This is a genomic window from Mesorhizobium sp. ORS 3428, from assembly GCF_001854785.1.
Classification (GTDB): domain Bacteria; phylum Pseudomonadota; class Alphaproteobacteria; order Rhizobiales; family Rhizobiaceae; genus Mesorhizobium.
The window spans coordinates 124,390-142,987 of record NZ_MDFL01000068.1 but is presented as its reverse complement, the minus strand read 5'-3'; the positions used below and the strand labels follow the sequence as shown (position 1 = coordinate 142,987).

Sequence of the window (18,598 nt, the reverse complement as noted above, 5' to 3'; positions counted from 1 at the left end):
GTGGCGCCCGTCGTACCGGTGTCACCCGTCGTACCGGTGTCACCCGTCGCGCCCGTGGCACCTGTTGCGCCGGTTGCGCCAGTTGCACCTGTGGCGCCCGTCGCACCTGTAGCCCCGGTTGCGCCGGTCGCACCCGTTGCTCCGGTCGCACCCGTTGCTCCGGTCGCACCTGTAGCGCCCGTCGCACCTGTGGCGCCGGTTGCGCCGGTCGCACCTGTAGCTCCGGTCGCACCTGTGGCGCCAGTTGCACCTGTAGCTCCGGTCGCACCCGTTGCTCCGGTGTCACCCGTCGCACCGGTGTCACCCGTCGCACCGGTGTCACCCGTCGCGCCGGTGGCACCTGTAGCGCCGGTTGCACCCGTGGCGCCGGTGTCGCCGGTCGCCCCCGTGGCGCCGGTGTCGCCGGTCGCCCCCGTGGCGCCGGTGTCGCCCGTTGCCCCCGTGGCGCCGGTGTCGCCCGTCGCACCCGTGGCGCCGGTGTCGCCCGTCGCACCCGTGGCGCCGGTGTCGCCCGTCGCGCCCGTGGCGCCGGTGTCGCCCGTTGCCCCGGTGGCGCCGGTGTCGCCCGTTGCCCCGGTGGCGCCGGTGTCGCCGGTCGCACCCGTGGCGCCGGTGTCGCCGGTCGCACCCGTGGCGCCGGTGTCGCCGGTCGCACCCGTGGCGCCGGTATCGCCCGTCGCGCCTGTGGCGCCGGTATCGCCCGTCGCGCCGGTTGCGCCGGTATCGCCGGTACCACCCGTCGCACCGGTCGCGCCACCTGCACCAGTGTCACCGGTAGCCCCAGTCGCTCCGGTATCGCCGGTTGCGCCCGTGGCGCCGGTAGCGCCGGTCGCTCCGCCGGCACCAGTGTCACCAGTGGCTCCGGTTGCGCCCGTGGCGCCGGTAGCGCCTGTCGCACCGGTGGCGCCGCCGGCGCCACCAGCACCGGTCGCGCCTGTTGCGCCGGTATCGCCGGTTGCACCTGTGGCTCCGGTCGCGCCCGTCGCTCCGGTATCACCGGTTGCACCTGTGGCACCACCTGCGCCGGTAGCGCCGGTCGCTCCAGTTGCACCGGTCGCGCCGCCTGCGCCGCCGGCGCCTGTTGCACCTGTGGCTCCGGTTGCACCCGTGGCACCGCCAGCGCCGGTAGCGCCGGTCGCTCCGGTTGCACCGGTCGCGCCGCCCGCGCCGCCAGCACCCGTTGCACCTGTGGCTCCGGTCGCGCCTGTGGCACCGCCAGCGCCGGTCGTTCCGGTTGCACCGGTCGCTCCGGTCGCGCCTGTGGCACCGCCAGCGCCGCCAGCGCCGGTAGCGCCGGTCGCTCCGGTTGCACCGGTCGCGCCGCCTGCGCCGGTCGCACCTGTTGCGCCGGTTGCTCCGGTCGCGCCCGTGGCGCCGGTTGCGCCGGTCGGCCCTGTTGGACCTGTGGCGCCGGCCGGCGCGACAGTTACCAGGCCTCCAGTAAAGTGATCGCCATTATTGCCGGCGGCCCCGAGGTTGTTGATAGTCGTCGTCGAGAAGGTATAAGAGGGAGGATTGGTAGGGGGGCTAACAGGAGTAAGTGTGCCRTATAAGTGGAATCCGGAGTCGTAGATGAGGTACGTATGGGTAGTGTCAGGAACTGTTACCGTCACTGAAAATGTAGGAACGGCATTGTTAGCTGCTGAAGGAAGCTGGAAGCTGCCAACGACCGTGTCATCGGTAGTAATTGCTGTTGTGCCATTGGTATCGACAAGATAGTAAGTGTTAATGTTATTACTTGAGCCGGAATCTATGGTTCCAGTGAGTGTCAGATCGCCAGCCGCAAGTACGCCCATGTATTCGGCCACGCCGGCTGATGTCATGGGGGGCAAAGGTGCGGAGGACTTCGCGCGTAACAAGAGTTCCCAGGCACCGCCCAGCGCGGCTGCGCCAACCAGCGAAGTGGACGCGCAAACGCTCGCGCCGACGGCCTCCTCCAGGGCTCCAACGAAATTCTCGCCGGCATTCCCCGACGCCGTTTCGCAGCTCCACAGCCGCAGCTCGCCATCCGCGGCAAGCGCCCTGCCGATTGCCGCAAAATCCTCGGCCGTTTCTTCCAGGTTTTCGGCTGACCACCCTCCGGCAGCGAATTGAACGCGCCCGGGCGCGCCATGCGCGATGATGTGTACGGCTTCGAGCCCTTCGTGCCCAACCAGAGCCGCAGCGATCTGCGACGCCGCCGGCCGGCGGGAGTCGAGCACGACGGCTTGGACTTCGGGCCGCAGGTTGCCGAGAACAGTCTCGAGGTCGGCGATTGAACGATCCACAAAGAGGAATTCAGATGCACGGGCCATGACTGGCTCCTGTTGGCTTCGAATTCAGTTCACGGGGAAGGGGCCCACCAGCCTGGCTAGCGGGCGCAAGGGACAATGAGATCGGGACGCGATCATCTTCCGGACGGCCCGACGGCGCCGTCGGAACGATCAGCGGAAGGGTCGACAGCGGGGATTTCCACGCGCAGGAAGCTGGCGACCTGGAAGTTTCCGCCGTCATCGAACGTGCCGATCGCAAGCGATCCGGCAGTGCTCGGGACCTTTACGGTGAGAGAGACAGCGAGGCTTCGCGGGACGGCCTTGGGAAGGATGACCTGACCGACGATCGCTCTCTTGGCTGTGTCCAGAATGAAATAGGTGACGTTCTCGGTCGTGTCGCCGACAGGCAGGGTGCCTCGAACGGTGACTTCCATAACGGCAAAGCCCGCTGAATAGCTCATTGTATCCTCCTCAATCGGTGGCGAATGCGCCGCCGCGCTTTCTGTCCTTCACTCTTGGTTTTGGGGTGATCACCGAGCGTGCACGACCGGAATGCAGCCAGTCTCTGCCCGCGCTCAAATGGCCTGCRACGGCCAAACCACTGCGCCCACGATCCGCCCTCCGACGCTGCAACTCGCGAGAGCGAGGCCGGTCGAGCCAGGCAGCCGGCTGCGGCAGGGGCGGGCGGAATTGCGTCCTTCACCTGTGGTTTCAGGACCTGTTCGGAATGGCATTCAGGTTTTGCGGAGCCGGCCGGCGAGGTGGACGAAACGACACGTCGCCGGTGCTCTGATGGATGAGGGGCAAGGCGGCCGGACGCGCCGGCCATCAATTGGCGGCCGCAAATCAATGTATCGAGACCACAACCGGCGCCTGGCTGAAATTGAACTGGGGATCTGTCGCAGCGAGGAGCAGCAATGCAACGGAGGGCCGCATCGAGCCCTTTCCGGTTCGCTCGCAACAACRCTCGCACAACACTCACTCCCGCCATGTGACGCCGATCTCTCGGCGATCACTCATGAGGGAACTCGGGAATGCAAAGCCGTCTGCCCCCCGCGGGAAGACAGATAAACGCTACCTCAGGCAGGCGCGCCAAAACACCCGCCCTTCACTCATACGCGAACTGGCTTACTTCCCCGAACCCTCGGGACTCTTCACATGTCTGCCGATTTCATGGCGTACTTGACCGTGAGGCTTGTAGCCCCCCGGCCATCGATTAGTATTTTAGAAAATTAGCAATTTGTAAACTATAAAAGCTGGGAATTTGGAGATAGCTCGCGGATGGGCGACAACCCTCAAGGTCTCGCGGCTGTAAAAAAAGCGACGAGACCTCAAAGGCTTGGCTTTCAGCGTGCTGCCCTACCGGCAGTGGCCTGTTTCAGCCAAAAGGGGTAGAGTTAAGCGCAAAGGCTACGCCAAACGATGTAGGGCGACCTGATAAAACCAATGATCCGATGTTCGGATATGGAGGCTATGCTGAGCGAAATTGCCGCGTGAGGGCGCGGGTGATGAGACCTTTGGTGTTGCGGCTGGCAGCTGTCTTTGCAGGCGGCCCAGACCGAGCATCACTCAAACRGGGGTCGGCAATTCACGGATGACAAACGGCAAGCGCATCTGCCTCAACATGATCGTCAAGAACGAGATGGCAAATCTCGAGCGCTGTCTTGGTGCGGTTGCCGACCACATCGACTGCTGGGTCATTGGCGATACCGGATCGTCCGATGGAAGCCAGGATTTCATTCGATCGTTCTTTGCCGCTCGCAATGTGCCCGGCGAACTGCATGAGTTTCCCTTTCACAATTTCGAGCAGGCGCGCAACGCGGCGCTCGACCGTGCCTATGCCTCGCAGCTCTCCTATGACTATCTGCTGTTCGACGATGCCGACATGGAGCTTGTCGTCGAGGATCGGGATTTCCGCGGACGGCTCCACGGCCCGGGCTATCGGCTCTTGCAACGGTCGGATTCGGGCCTTGCCTACTGGAACACGCGTCTGGTCAGGCGCGACGCCGGCGCGCGCTATCACGGCGTTACCCACGAATATATCGACGTGCCGGGCGGGGTGCAGGAGCTTCGGAGCGTTTGGTACAAGGATCACGCCACGGGCTCGAACCGGGTCGACAAGTTCGAGCGTGACATCAAGCTCCTTTTGGGAGCTCTCGAAGGCGATCCGGAAAACCACCGATATTGGTACTATCTTGCGCAATCCTACCGTGACGCCGGGCGGGCGGAGGAGGCCGCAGTAGCCTATGCCAAACGCGCCGCGATGGGCGGTTGGGACGAGGAAGCTTGGAGCGCCCGCCTGCAGGAGGCGCGCTGCCTGCGCAAGCTCGGCGACGATGCCGGTTTCATCCGCCAGGCATTGGCCGCCTTTGATCAACGCCCCCAGCGCGCCGAACCGCTTTACGACCTGGCGCGGTTCTATCGCGAGAAGGGGATGAACCACGCCAGCGTGCTGTTTTCGGAAGCGGGGCTGCCGATCAATCGCCCGGAGCAGGACATCCTGTTCCTTGAGGATTTCGTTTACACCGCCGGCCTGCGGGAAGAATACGCGATCGCAGCAAACTACGCGCGCGATCCCGCGCGCAAGGATCGCGGTTTCGCAGCATGCAACTGGCTGGCGCTGGACCGCACGATAGCTGACGGCCCAAGGGAACTGGCACGGTCGAACCTCTTCTTCTATGTCCGGCCCGCCAAGGCGGAGATGCCGTCCTTCAGCGCCCGCCCGGTCGGATACGATGCCCCCGACGGCTACCGGCCCACCAATCCGTCAGTGACGCGATTGGGTTCGCAGATCGTGCTCTCGCAACGCGCCGTGAACTACCCGCTGACCGAGAACGGGCTCGAATTCGAGCCGAAGGACGGCGACGCGATCCGCAGCCGGAATTTCCTTCTTCGATTGAGCGATGAACTCGCGGTGGAGTCCGTCAAGGAGATCCTTCCGCCCGTTGACATGCCCGAACCCGTCTACAAACGCGTGCGCGGCTTTGAGGATATGCGCCTGTTTGCCTGGAACGGCGAACTGTGGGGTTCCGCCTGCGTCCGCGAGTTTACGCCGGAGGGATGGTGCGAGCAGGTCGTCGCACGCATCGACGAAGGCAATGGGTGCAGGCTGGCCGACTGGCGCGCCCTGCGACCCGGCGGGCCACGCGCGCATGAGAAGGACTGGATGCCGCAAGTCAAGCCGGACGACGCAGGCGGCGAGCGGTTGCAGTTCATCTATGCCTGCGACCCGACCCGGACAGTGGACGAACGCGGCGCAACACTCGGCACGACTGAGGCTGCGATCGCGGCTCAGCGATTCAGGGGCGGCAGCCAGCTCGTCGCTTTCGACGACGGATGGTTGGCCTTGATACACGAGGTGCAATGGAGAACGGCCGAAGACCGGCGTTACTACCTGCACCGCTTCGTCTGGTTCGACGAAACGAACACGTTGCGGAAGGTCAGCCGCCCGTTCTTCTTCAACAAGAAGGGGATTGAATTCGCCGCAGGGCTGGCCTGGCATCCGGATGAAAGACGTCTGTTGATCTCTTACAGTGTCGCCGACAGCGAGTCCTGGCTGGCGACCGTCGACGAGGCGGAGGTGCGCGCCCTGCTGGAGGACGTTGATCGCCTGCGCTCCGGCCTGGCTGAGGCTGGGTTCGAGTTGAAGTGGCCGCCGCAGCCCCCGGCTCCGCCGTCCGATGGCGCAGCGCCTATTGATCGTTCGCTRCAAACCGGGATCACGCCCGATCGCGCCGATGATCGGGCTGCCGATGACGAAGGCAGGCGAGGCGAGGCGAAATCGGCGGAAGAAATATACGGCGAACTCGCGCCGTTTCTGCGCGATGTCACCTCGCCCCGGGACCGCCGCGATCGATCACGGGAATTCGACGTGCGGATCACGCCCTTCTTAGGTGCAGACGACGTTGCGCTGCCGCAGATCAATTGCTTTTACGAAGTCATGTCCGAGGCAGCGCAGCACCGGACCCTGATAGCCGCCGTTTCATCGATGCGGCGCGCCGGCCATCCGGTGCGGGTATGGAGCTACTCGCCCGACAAGCTTGAATTTCTGATCCCCTATGGGATCGAAATCCGGGCGGCCGATGACGTCATGCCCCGATCCCTGTTCGAACGCATCGTGAGCGGCTCCGAGATCAGGTATTTCAGCGATGTCTTTCGCTATGCCGCGCTCTACGAGCATGGCGGGCTATGGATGGACAGCGACGTCATCCTGCTAAGGGCCTTCCCGTTCAACGGCGATCATTTCTTCAACCTGCAATGGCGTGGATCGCACAAGGGCCACTTCATCTGCGGTAACGTCATCTATGCCAAACCGTACAGCCGCCATATGAGGGCGCTGTATGAGATGTCCATCTCGCGCTTTCATGAAGCACGAGGAAAGGATTTCGGCGACGTCGGGCCGAAGCTTCTGTCCGACTACATTGCGTCCGATGCCGGCGCCGAGCTTCGCGATCGGGTGTTCGGTCCGATGTTCTTCAATTCGATCGACTGGACCGAGCTCGACCGATTTGAAAAGCCGATTGCGGAACTGGCCGACTATTTGAACGATGAGCGCGTGTTCGGGATCCACCTGTGGACGGCGCGCAACGAGGTCAAGCAAGGCAACGAAACAGCGCCCTTGATCTCGCAATTGGTGAGCCCACTCGAAAGCTTCCCGACCCTCACGGATCTCRCCGACCGTTTCAACACCGACAAGAACCGGCACACCGGCAACCGTCATTGCTACGCGAGGATCTACGATCGGCTGCTGGCGCCCCGGCGTTTTTCCATRCAGCGGCTCATGGAAATCGGCTTGTGCCGCGGGTTGGCCGAGGGCAACCAGACCGAGACCCCGTCCGTTTCGCTGTGGCAAAGCTATTTTCCGTTCTGCCAGGTCATCGGCGTCGACCTGACCGACTTCTCGCGATCCAACAACGACAGGTTCGTTTCGTTCGTGTGCGACCAATCCAGGCAGGACGATCTGCGCAGCGTCACGGCCAAGATCGGGCCCGGCCTCCTCGACGTCATCATCGATGACGGCAGCCATGCATCGCATGACGAGCAGCTTACGCTGCGCGAATTCTTCCCGCTGCTCGCCGAGGGTGGCTGGTATTTCATCGAGGACCTCGATTGGCAGCCGCCCGGCGAGGACTCCGCCAGGATCACGCTGACCAAGACGCTTCTGCGCGAAATCAAGGACAACGGGCGTTCGCTCTCGCTGGACCCCTTCGGAGTTGGCGAGCTTGCCGATCAGTTCGCCGAAATCCTGTTCTTCGACAGTCACTATGAACTGGATCGCGCAAGGCTGCTGGGTGGCCTTGTGGCGATACGCAAAGGCGGCCGAGCTGACAGGGTGGCGAGGCGGATTCCCGCATCAGCCGTTGGCGAAGCGGAGCGCAAGTGAAAATCGCGGTCTACACCATCGCTTTGAACGAAGCGGCGAATGCGGAGCGCTGGGCAAATTCGGCCGTCGATGCGGATTACCGGATCGTGGTCGACACCGGCAGCACCGATGACACCGTAGCGCGGCTGACCGCGGCGGGCGTTACGGTTCACAAGATATCGATCCGCCCGTGGCGCTTCGACGACGCCCGCAATGCCGCCATGGCGCYGCTGCCCGACGACGTCGACGTCTGCTGCACGATGGACATGGACCGGTTTCTCGAGGCCGGCTGGCGCCAGAAGCTCGAGGCCGCCTGGACCTCCGAGACCACTGCTCTTTTTTGCCAGACGATATACAGATCGAGTGTCGATGACCCGACGCCGCTGCGCGGTTGGCCGACGAAGAATTTTCATCACCGCTGGGGATATCGCTTCAGGCGTCCGGTCCATGAAGCCCTGGTCTTCACGGGGGCAAAGGAAGTCACGTCCAGTTGCGCCGAGATAAGGATGTWCGAGGTGCAGGATCACTCCAAGCCCACGCGAAGCAACTACCTGCCGCTGATGGAGATAGCGCACCAGGAAGATCCCGACGACGCTCAGATCTGCTTCTGGCTCGGACGGGACCTGATGTGGGCCAATCAGCACGATCGGGCCGTTCACATGCTCAAGCGCTATCTGACGTTGCCGACTAGCAATTGGGGCGAAGAACGCTCGGAAGCGATGCGGTACCTCGCGCGAATGCTGCCGGACGAGAAATTGTCCTGGCTGGACAGGGCCCGCATCGAAGCGCCGCACCGCAGGGAAATCTGGCTCGACCTGGCAGAAGAGTTCCACGCCAAAGCCGACTGGCTGAATTTGTTCTGGGCCTGCACCAACGGCATCGAGAAGACGCACCGCACCGGCAGCTATCTGGACGACGCCAACAGCTGGGGCCCTCGACTGCATGACCTCGGCGCAATCGCGTCCTGGCACCTCGACGCGATGAACCGGGCGGTGGAATGGGGGCAAAAGGCGCTCGAACTCGATCCGGGCAATCAGCGGCTCAGGGACAACCTGGATTTCTTCGTTCGGCGACGAGAGGAGGTGCGGCTACAAAAATGACCAAGGTCTCGGCACAGTCGCCCGCGCGGCTGTTCACGGCATTCGGCACGGTGCTCTTTGTCGATTCATCCACTGGCGAGTTGCGGCACGGCGAAATCGGAAGCAGCCCGGCAAACACATTTTYCGAACCCGAAAGGAGTTCGCCCGGCAGCTATACGCGGGGTCAGTTGATCCACGCTGCCAACGGTTCGCGGGATCCGATCCATTGCTTCTACGACGTATGCCTGAGGGCGTCACAGCCGCAAGGTCAAGATCGATCGGGCGCCGTTTCGACACTCGAAATGATCCCTCTAGAGCGAGGACTGCTCGCACTGAGATCCGGCGGTCATTTTCTATCTGCGATACCCGACGGCAGGGTGATGCACCGGGCTTCCGTTTGCAGCACATGGGAATTGTTCATTGCGTCCGAGAACTGGTGCACCGATAAGCCTAGCATTACGCTTGATGGTGCATGGCGCAATGAGGAAGCTGCATTCAACAGAAGAGATATCGCCAGCCATATCGTCCATCCCTTGACCCGGATGAAGTCGGCTCGGCAGCCATATGCCAAGAAGATTTTGTTCTACGGCTACCCAAAATGGTCGCACGGTCGGGTCTACTACGATCTCTGCAGACACCTGCACGATCGGGGCTACCTGGTCGACATACTCGATTGGCAGCAAAATCATGGCGAATACGCTCAAGAGCTCATTCCGCACTACGACTTTGTAGTTTCCGCCCTGGACGGTGTGTCGACCTTGGTCGACGCTTACAATGTCCCCTTCGACAAGATCATCGCCGTCTCGCATCACGAATTCGACATACGAATGCTGATAGAGCAGAAGGGCACGGCGGTCTTCGAAAAGTTCGCCAACTATGGCGTGGTGAGTGAGTACGTATATTGCGCATCGATGATGCGCGGCGTGCCCAGAGCTCCGATGGTCGCATCCCTGGGCATAAATTTCGACGAGTTTCGCTGCGACATCCCGAGGGCGCTGACCACAGTCGGTTACGCCTCCTCGATGTCTGTGAAAACATATGGCATCGAGTGGAAACGGGGCGATCTCGCTCGGGAAGCGGTTCTTGATGCCGGTTTGGCGTTCAAGATCGCTGGTTCGACTGGAAATCAAACCTCGTTTCACGACATGCCCGCCTTCTATCAATCGGTTGATGCCGTGGTGACTAGTTCGATAAGCGAAGCTGCCCAGTTGCCGGTCATGGAGGCAGCGGCAGCGGGCCGACTCGTAATCGGCACGCCAGTGGGACATTTCCCACTCAAGGCCTATCATGGGGGTGGCATCATCGCCCCCATCGAGGCCGACAAATTCAAAATCTTCACGGCTCATACTTTGCGATACTTTAAGGACAATCCATCAGCTTTTACTGATAAATGCCTATCAATACAGGATGCATCTCGGAAATTTGATTGGAAATATTCAATTGATGAATGGATTGAACTCATAGAGTTGAGAAACAACAGATAATAAGGGAGGAAGTTAAAATGCAAAGGAGTGATCTTTACGAAATTAATRTCGAATCTCATTTAAAATATATTATAAACGCGGGAACGTTTAAGTGGACTGATCTTTGTCAAATAATGCTAGAACACGGTAGCGACAAATCACACCCGTTTCACAATTATACGTCTTTGTATGATATGCTGTTCTCAAAATACAGACAGAAAGACTTATCTATTTTCGAACTCGGTCTCGGAACAAACAAAGTGGGCGCGCCATCCTCTATGGGGCCTGACGGCAAGCCGGGGGCATCCTTGCGCGGATGGCGGGCGTATTTTCCGCATGCATTGGTCTACGGCGMTGACATCRACTCCGACATCCTCTTYGAAGAAGAGCGAATACGGACATTTTGGACAGACCAGAGGGAACCTCGTGCAATTCGCGCGCTTTGGGACGAGGTGGRCAACCGCACATTCGACATCATGGTAGACGACGGGCTCCATGAAGCGTCGGCGAATATTTGCTTTTTTATGGAGTCATTCGGGAAGCTAAAACCGGGAGGCATTTATATTATCGAAGATATCACCCCGCAAGATGTCGAATTGATGCGATCCTTCGCTAATTGCGTGGCCTGCGTTTCCAAGGGAATCATATTTGAAAAGTTAGAACATCAACGAAACAACGTCGACAACAGGCTAGTAATTTTTCAGAAGGCTTAGGTGGACTATTATTCATTACTTCGTCATGTTGAAGTGATATGATGCTCTGATCATGGCAGTCGGAAGTCGGGAATCCAAAGTGCGGCGGCGTGATCTCATCATTGCGACAGCCGGGCTAGTCGCGGCAGGCACAACCTTTGCCGCCCCTCTGCGTTGGATTGGTTTGAACGAGAGTCAAGCCATGATCCTGAAGCGCGCCTCTTCGACTTCCTTTCGCCCAACCCTTCTCACCGCCCCCATCGAACTCACGGGCGACTGGGGCCACATGCTCCCTCGCTCGGTTCAGTTGGTGCTGGAACGCATGCGTCATGCCAGCCTCGATGACGTTCGCCTGGTCTCCGATCGCCAGCCCATTCGCGTGCGGGTCGACGAGCACACCTCCGGACAGCCGGCGATTTGGCTGCACCGGGACGGCAGCGATATGGCGTGGGTCATCGTCGACATCGGCGAGCGCGACTGGTCGAAGCTTGCCTACCAGTTCGGCCACGAACTCGGCCATGTGCTGGCCAACAGCTGGCAGTCCGACGCCAAGCCTGCGGCTCCCTGCCAATGGCTCGAGGAAGCCATGGTGGAGGCGTTCTCGTTACGCGGCTTGGGGCRCCTTGCAAAGGACTGGAAGCAGGACCCGCCATTCGCCGGCGACAACGCTTTCGGCGATGCCATCGCCGAATATCGCAAGAACATCGTCAAACGCTACGGCGCGCTTGCCGACAGCCAAGGGCTTACCCGCGATGCTGCGAAGTGGTTCGCCGGCCACCGAAGCGAGATCGAGATTCCAGGCCTCAATCCATTTGCGCAGGCAATGTCCCTGAGCATTCTCGCGGAATACGAGAAGGCTCCCGATTGCGTCGAGGCACTCGGCGCGCTCAACCGCTGGCCCGGCCGCAGCGGGATTCCAGCCGACCAATATCTGCAGCGTTGGAAAGAGAGTTGTGCCGAGTTGCGCGCGTCCCCGCAATTGCCGCTTCGCTTAGGCGAACTGTTGGGGATTTTGCCCCGTACTAAGTGAGAGTGGGCCGGAGCCGATGCTAAATCTCCGGCCTCGGTAGCACCCGCGCTGCTTGGCGTCGACGTCGACCGCTCTATCTCATCAAGCTCATCATGGGCGCGGCGCTTGCGGCGGTCGCGGGCACACGAGCTCGTTCACCAGGGAGGTTCACTGCTGATGGACATGCGAGCTTCCGTGAGCGATTTCATCCTGCAGGTCGAGCACCTGTCGATGAGGTTCGGAGGACTGGTCGCTATCGGCGACCTGTCCTTCCAGGCCAGGCGCGGCGAGATCACCGCGCTGATCGGGCCGAACGGCGCCGGCAAGACGACGGTGTTCAACTGCATCACCGGCTTCTACAAGCCGTCGGAAGGCATGATCACGCTCAACCGGCGTGACGGCTCGACCTATCTGCTCGAGCGCTTGCCCACCCATGACATTCCGCGGCTGGCCAAGGTGGCGCGCACCTTCCAGAACGTCCGGCTGTTCCCGGGCATGACGCTGCTGGAGAACCTGCTCGTCGCCCAGCACAACAAGCTGATGAAGGCCTCGGGCTACACCTTCCTCGGCCTGTTCGGCTTCCCGGCCTATCGCCAAGCCGTGGCCGAATCGATCGAGGTCGCCAGGCACTGGCTGGAGAAGGCCGACCTCATCGAGCGCGCCGACGATCCGGCCGGCGATCTGGCCTATGGCGCGCAGCGTCGGCTGGAGGTCGCGCGCGCCATGTGCACGGGGCCCGAGCTTCTGTGCCTCGACGAGCCGGCTGCCGGCCTCAACCCGAGGGAATCGGCGGGGCTCAACGATCTGCTGATGGACATCAGGGACAACACCGGCACCTCGATCCTGCTCATCGAGCACGACATGTCGGTGGTCATGCAGATCTCAGACCATGTCGTGGTGATCGAATACGGCCGCAAGATCTCCGACGGCAACCCGCAGTCGGTCAGGACCGACCCGCGCGTCATCGCCGCCTATCTCGGCGTCGAAGACGAGCATGTCGAAACCGTGCTGACCGAAGTCGGCGACGAGGAAGTCATCGGGCAGCTCGATACCGACAAGATCRCCGGCGCGCCGGTCAAGCGGAAGGGGCGAAAATAAAGCCCGGTAAGCTCGGCGCGTGATCCCTGATTTAGACCTCGTCGAACCGCCCTCCTTCCTTGGAGGGATCCCGCGACAAAACTTCCTCCTCCTCGTCGTCCGGCAAGGCCTCGTCGCTGTTCTGGGCGGGATTGTCGTCGTCTTCCTCGGCAGGAGTTTCTTCCGTCTCCTTGGCGTCGGGGATCCCTTCCTCCACGACCGCGCTGTCCGGAAGCACCTTGTTGCCCTCAAAGGAGTCCCAATCCTGTTGCTCGATAGCTGGGGCTTCGGTTTCGTCTTGCTGTTTGGATCGCTGCTTGTTGCGGGGGGCCATCTCTTTCTCCAATCCTGCGGGCTTCCTCACACCCGGTTCATTGCTTTCGGCCTGGAGCGGAGTGAGCTTTCGCTTGCGCCTGTCAGGCCTCTAGGTCGATCAAGGCAATCCCTAGATCGCGGCGCTTCCGCCGGCGCAGATAACCAGGCGACTCCAGCACGGTGATTTCCAATGTCGGCTGGACGATGCCTTCCAGGAGGTGTCCGCCGCGTGTCCTGCCGTTGCTCAGGCCAAGCACCGCGTGAATGTGGAGGCTTTGCTTGCCATTGTCGTCGACGGCAATGTCTCCGATCGCGCTCAGCACTTCGCACTGCTCGTCGACAGGGATCTCGCGGTAGGATTTCGACGCGATATCGAACCAGCCGACTGTCGCTCTCTCGAAAGCGCCGATCGCCGTCAACGAAGCGGCGGTGATCCCGTTCTGCTCGGCAAAGGTGGTCAGCGTGGCGATCGCTTCGTCGCCTTGGTCCATCACGACCACGAAGGTTCGTTGTCCGGAAGTCTCTGTGACCAGCTTCGATTTCATATCGCTCTCGACAGCCATTGCCTTGGGTGCAAACCCACAACCCACCGGGCATGTTCCGTCAGAAAGGCGCTATTTCGCGGACCGGGACGGCTTGGGCGATCGCAACAGAAGCGCGAGCGGCACGAGCAATGCCGTGACGATCGCCGAGTAGCGGAAGACATCGACATAGGCGAGAAGCGTCGCCTGGCGGCCGATGAGTTGGGCGACCCAGCCGACCGCTTGCGCCTTCGCCTCGACGGCGGGGGAGCCCTGGGCGGCGAAATACTCGCCAACCTGCCGCAGTGTCTGCTGGTAGATGGACGATGACTGCACGGTATTTGCAACCAGGTTCGATTGATGCAGCTGAGCGTTCTGCGCGATCACCGTGGTCGTCAGCGAGACGCCGATGCTGCCGCCGATGTTGCGGGCAACGTTGATCAGCGCGGAAGCCTGGTTGGTCTTCCTTGGCGGCAGGCCGACATAAGCCGCCGTCGTGATCGGGATGAACAGGAAGGGCAGGCCGATCATCAGGAAGACGCGCGCAAAGGCAAAGAAGCTGAACGTCGCGTCCGGCACCAGCGAGGTCAGATGCCAAAGCGCTACCGCCACCACCGACATGCCCATCATGATCAGGTATTTCGGCTGCACGAAGCCTGAGACGAAGCCCGAAACCGGCATCAGCATCAGCATGGCGATGCCGCCCGGCATCATCGAAAGCCCCGACAGCGTCGCGGTATAGTCGAACGCGGTCTGCTGCAGCTGCGGCATGAGCTGCGTCGTGCTGAACARCACGGCGCCCACCGCCATCATGACCAGGAAAGCTGTGCCGAACTGGCGCATGAAGAGCAACCGCATGTCGACGATCGGGTCGCGGTGTGTCAGCTCCCAGGGGATCAGCATGAGCAACGAGATGGCGGAGATCACGGCGAAAGTGGTGATGAAACTCGATGAAAACCAGTCGTTGCGCTGGCCCTCGTCGAGGAAGACCTCCAAGCATCCGAGCGCCAGCGTCACCAGGATGAAGCCGACCCAATCCACCTTGAAGCCGTCTTTCAGCCTCTCCCGGCGCTCGCGTTCGAGCACGTCCGGCTCGACCACCAGCCATTGCACGAGGCCCAGCGAAAGAATGCCGAAAGGCACATTGATGAAGAAGATCCAATGCCATGAGAAATGGTCGGTCAGCCACCCCCCGACAGTCGGGCCGACGGTCGGCGCGACGATGACCGCAATGCCGTAGAGCGCGAAGGCCTGCGAGCGCTTTTCGGGCGGGAACGTGTCGGCAAGGATCGATTGCTCGCTTGGCGCCATGCCGCCGCCGCCAAGCCCCTGGAGGATACGGAACAGGATGAGCATTTCGAGATTGGGCGCCAGGCCGCAGAGCAAAGACGCACCCGTGAAGGTGGCAACGCAGAGCATGTAATAGCGCTTGCGGCCGATGACGTCGGCCAGCCAGCCGCTGATCGGAATGATCACCGAACTGGCCACAAGATAGGTGGTGATGATCCAGGTGCTCTCGTCCAGTCCGGCCGCAAGGCTGCCGGCGATGTGGCGCAACGCGACATTGGCGATCGAGGTGTCGAGCACCATCATGAAGGTCGCGATGGAGACGACGATCGCGATGAGCCAGGGGTTGCGCCCGCCTGCGGCGGAGCGGCTTTCACCGCCATGGGCGAGTGCCGCGTCAGTCATCGTACCCTGACCGTCGGCACCACCGACATGCCCGGGCCGAGATAGGCATTGGGCGGCTGGTCGAAGACGATCTTGACGGGCACGCGCTGGACGACCTTGACGAAATTGCCTGTAGCGTTCTCGGCCGGCAGAAGGCTGAAGGCGGTGYCGCTGCCGGCCTGCACGCTCTCGACACGGCCATGGAAAGTCTTTTCCGGATAGGCGTCGATGGCGATGTCGACCGGCTGGCCCGGCCGCATCCGGTCGAGCTGCGTCTCCTTGAAATTCGCCTTCACCCAGACGTTGTTCGGAACGAACATCATCAGCACCTGCCCGGGCTGCGCATAGGTACCTTTTGCAGCCGTGATGTTGGTCGCGCGCCCGGCCACCGGTGCCATGATGGTGGTGCGCGTGAGCGCGGTCCTCGCCTGGTCCGCGCTGGCGCGTGCCTGCTGCAGCTTGGCTTCGGCGCTTTTGCCCTGCGCCTGCAACACGGCGAGCTGGCTCTTCGCGGCCTCCACATTCGCGGCGGCCGTCTCGAGGGCCGCCTGGTCCTGGCGCAGCGTTGAAGCGGCCTGCTGCGCCTGCTGCTGCGTCGCCGTGCCTTTTGCCAGAAGTTCGCGGTTGCGCTGGTCCTCGGACCTGGCGAATTCGAGCGCCGCCTGCGCCTGCGCGGCCTGCTTCTGCGCGGCGTCGATCTTGGCGTTCTGCGCTTCGGTCTGGGCCCCAACATTGGTGATCTCGGCCTGCGCCGCGGCCACGCTCGCCTCAGCTTGCTTGAGCGAGGCCTGGTAATCGCTGTCGTCGATGCGAAGCAGGACCGCGCCCGCCTGTACCGGCTGGTTGTCGGTGACGGCCACGTCCGTGATGCGGCCTGCAATCTCGGCGCCAATGGTCACAGTGCGCGCATCGATAAAGGCATCGTCCGTCCATTCATAATTGCGCGCGTTCAGCCACCATAGCGATGCGCCGGCTGCAGCCAGCAGCACGACGAGCAGGACGGTTCCCGCTGTGAAAGGATGCCGTTTGACGGATCCGGACAGGGTGCGTCGTCGCCCGTCTTGCGGAACACGTCCCTCTTCGGGGGGCGCTTCAGTCCTCTCCACGGAGGTCTCAGCCCTGGCTGCCCTTCGGGTGCTGGAGCGCTGCGGGCTTCTATGTTGCGAGCTCTTGTCCCGCTTGTCGGAGCGGCGAGCCTTGCGCTGCGTCTCGTCCACGGGTTCGGCAACTGGAGAATTCGTATCCACCGGTCTTACTCTCGATCGACAAATGGGAATTTGGGCGGCGCCGCGGCGCACCGCCAAGCTGAGGTCAACCTCCCGCGCTCGGAAAAGTTCCTTTGCCGGCACGGCCGGCTCTGCCTCCACCCCCCAGACAACACCCCATCCGGGTGCCCTTGGGATGTGCTTCCGGGCTCACTCTTTCGTGAGCCGGACCTGCGCGGACAAATCCGGAACAATGCTCCGGCTGAGCGGTTAGCGCAGATGATCAGCCAGCCAGGGAGCAAGCCATGTCAACAAATCCCGCCCAAAGTGCGCTTGGCCTCAGCCGGCGAAGCTTCATGACGGGCACCGTTTCAGCCGCTGCTGCGGCACCGTTGCTGACCTCTCCCGCGAGGGCGGAAGAACCGGGTGCAGCCCGTTCCAAGCTGAGGGATGCGGTCGCCGTGTCGCTGCGCATCAACGGACAGCCTTACGCGCTTTCGCTGGACACAAGGACGAGCCTGCTGGATGCGCTTCGCGATCATGTCGGCCTTACCGGCACGAAGAAAGGTTGCGACCACGGCCAGTGCGGCGCCTGCACGGTGCTCGTCGACGGAAAACGCGTGCTCTCCTGTCTGAGCTTCGCCGTGATGAACCGGGGCAGGGAGGTRACTACGGTGGAAGGGCTCGCGGCGAGCGACGGCAAGCTGCATCCGATGCAGCAGGCTTTCATCGACCACGATGCTTTCCAGTGCGGCTACTGCACGCCGGGTCAGATCATGTCGGCGATCGGCTGCATCAACGAAGGCCATGCGAATTCCGAGGCCGACATCCGTGAATTCATGAGCGGCAACATCTGCCGCTGCGCGGCCTATCCGAACATCGTCGCCGCCATCGTTCAGGCGCGCGACCAGACGAGGGGAGCCTGAACGATGCACCCTTTCGTCTATGAGCAACCGTCGGACATCTCCGCCGCGGTCGCCATCGCGTCCCGCTTCACCACCGATGACGACCAGCCGACGCGGGCGAACGCGCAATTCATCGCCGGCGGCACCAATCTTGCCGACTATATGAAGCTCGGCGTGGCCGAGCCCAACCGCCTGCTCGACCTCAACCGGCTTGAAGAACCGGCGCTGAGGCAGATCCGGGTTACCGATGACGGCATCCGCTTCGGCGCCCTGGTGCGGATGGGCGAGGCCGCCGACCATGGCGAAGTCAAGCGCCGCTATCCCGTCATTGCCGACAGTTTGAGATTGGCGGCAAGCGGCCAGATCCGCAACATGGCGAGCCTTGCCGGCAACGTCCTGCAGCGAACGCGCTGCGAATATTTCCGCGAGACCTCCTGGCCTTGCAACAAGCGCGTGCCGGGTTCCGGCTGCGCGGCGATGCAAGGCTTCAACCGCCAGCACGCGGTGCTGGGCGCCAGCGACGCCTGCATCGCCACCTATCACGGCGACTTTGCCCAGGCCCTGATCGCGCTCGACGCCGTCGTCCGCGTAGAGGGCTCGCGAGGTGCGCGGAAAATTCCGTTCTCCAGGCTGCATCGGCTGCCACGCGAGACGCCGCATATCGAGACCGATCTGGCGGCCGACGAGATCATCACGGCCATCGAAGTGCCCGCCGTTCCCTGGGCCCGGCGTTCGCATTACCTGAAGATCCGCGACCGTGAATCCTACGCCTTTGCTCTGGCATCGGCGGCCGTGGCGCTCGACCTCGACGGCGACAGCGTCCGCGAGGCGCRCATTGCGCTGGGCGGCGTGGCGACCGTGCCGTGGCGCGCCAGGGCGGCCGAGGCGGCCTTGCAAGGCAAGAAACTCGACGAGACATCGGCAGGTGCGGCGGCGGAAGCCGCTTTTGCCGATGCCGAACCGCGCCAGCACAACGCGTTCAAGGTCGAACTCGGCAAGCGAACGCTGGTGCGCGCGCTGCTCGAAACCCGAGACATGAAGGTGTGA

At 62.3% G+C, this 18,598-nt stretch carries 13 protein-coding genes and 1 pseudogene; 7 read left to right on the top strand and 7 right to left on the bottom strand.

Annotated features, from left to right (window positions below):
* The 3 genes from ORS3428_RS31315 to ORS3428_RS32970 all read right to left on the bottom strand — a co-directional run.
* A partial coding sequence (locus tag ORS3428_RS31315) for a DUF4347 domain-containing protein (RefSeq protein ID WP_122984380.1) occupies positions 1-2,294 on the bottom strand: 2,294 nt, incomplete at its 3' end.
* A gap of 92 nt (positions 2,295-2,386) precedes the next feature.
* Entirely contained in the window at positions 2,387-2,713 is a 327-nt protein-coding gene (locus ORS3428_RS08325) for a hypothetical protein (RefSeq protein ID WP_131802863.1), read from the bottom strand.
* Between the two features lie 1,127 nt (positions 2,714-3,840).
* Complete coding sequence (locus tag ORS3428_RS32970) at positions 3,841-4,629, bottom strand: hypothetical protein (RefSeq protein ID WP_131802862.1); 789 nt, start codon at positions 4,627-4,629, stop codon at positions 3,841-3,843.
* Between ORS3428_RS32970 and ORS3428_RS08320 the strand changes: the two genes are divergently transcribed.
* The 5 genes and pseudogenes from ORS3428_RS08320 to ORS3428_RS08295 all read left to right on the top strand — a co-directional run.
* Positions 4,612-7,635 carry a glycosyltransferase gene (locus ORS3428_RS08320; RefSeq protein ID WP_131802861.1) on the top strand — a complete coding sequence of 1,008 codons (3,024 nt, stop codon included), beginning with the start codon at positions 4,612-4,614 and terminating at the stop codon, positions 7,633-7,635. The two genes, ORS3428_RS32970 and ORS3428_RS08320, sit on opposite strands and share 18 nt — an antisense overlap.
* On the top strand, positions 7,632-8,714 hold the full coding sequence (locus ORS3428_RS08315) for a tetratricopeptide repeat-containing glycosyltransferase (RefSeq protein WP_157895938.1): 1,083 nt from the start codon (positions 7,632-7,634) through the stop codon (positions 8,712-8,714). The genes ORS3428_RS08320 and ORS3428_RS08315 overlap by 4 nt, the downstream gene beginning before the upstream one ends.
* Positions 8,711-10,177, top strand: coding sequence for a glycosyltransferase (locus tag ORS3428_RS08310; protein WP_071096339.1), 1,467 nt, complete (start codon positions 8,711-8,713; stop codon positions 10,175-10,177). The genes ORS3428_RS08315 and ORS3428_RS08310 overlap by 4 nt, the downstream gene beginning before the upstream one ends.
* Positions 10,178-11,050: 873 nt before the next feature.
* Positions 11,051-11,878, top strand: coding sequence for a hypothetical protein (locus ORS3428_RS08300; protein WP_071096336.1), 828 nt, complete (start codon positions 11,051-11,053; stop codon positions 11,876-11,878).
* A 156-nt stretch (positions 11,879-12,034) separates the two neighbouring features.
* A pseudogene (locus ORS3428_RS08295) lies at positions 12,035-12,910 on the top strand (ABC transporter ATP-binding protein); the annotation flags it as partial.
* A 76-nt stretch (positions 12,911-12,986) separates the two neighbouring features.
* Here the strand turns inward: ORS3428_RS08295 and ORS3428_RS08290 are convergent.
* The 4 genes from ORS3428_RS08290 to ORS3428_RS08275 form a co-directional block, all read right to left on the bottom strand.
* Positions 12,987-13,268, bottom strand: a complete 282-nt coding sequence (locus ORS3428_RS08290) for a hypothetical protein (RefSeq protein ID WP_071096332.1) — start codon at positions 13,266-13,268, stop codon at positions 12,987-12,989.
* 82 nt (positions 13,269-13,350) lie between these two features.
* On the bottom strand, positions 13,351-13,794 hold the full coding sequence (locus ORS3428_RS08285) for a PPC domain-containing DNA-binding protein (protein WP_071096367.1): 444 nt from the start codon (positions 13,792-13,794) through the stop codon (positions 13,351-13,353).
* A 69-nt stretch (positions 13,795-13,863) separates the two neighbouring features.
* Positions 13,864-15,462, bottom strand: a complete 1,599-nt coding sequence (locus ORS3428_RS08280) for a DHA2 family efflux MFS transporter permease subunit (RefSeq protein WP_071096330.1) — start codon at positions 15,460-15,462, stop codon at positions 13,864-13,866.
* Positions 15,459-16,739: an HlyD family secretion protein gene (locus tag ORS3428_RS08275; protein WP_244507892.1), complete on the bottom strand. Its 1,281-nt coding sequence runs from the start codon at positions 16,737-16,739 to the stop codon at positions 15,459-15,461. The genes ORS3428_RS08280 and ORS3428_RS08275 overlap by 4 nt, the downstream gene beginning before the upstream one ends.
* 212 nt (positions 16,740-16,951) lie before the next feature.
* On the opposite strand from ORS3428_RS08275, the gene ORS3428_RS08270 reads away from it, so the two are divergent.
* Positions 16,952-17,572, top strand: a complete 621-nt coding sequence (locus ORS3428_RS08270) for a (2Fe-2S)-binding protein (RefSeq protein ID WP_083355052.1) — start codon at positions 16,952-16,954, stop codon at positions 17,570-17,572.
* Positions 17,573-17,575: 3 nt separating this feature from the next.
* Positions 17,576-18,598, top strand: coding sequence for an FAD binding domain-containing protein (locus ORS3428_RS08265; RefSeq protein ID WP_071096326.1), 1,023 nt, complete (start codon positions 17,576-17,578; stop codon positions 18,596-18,598).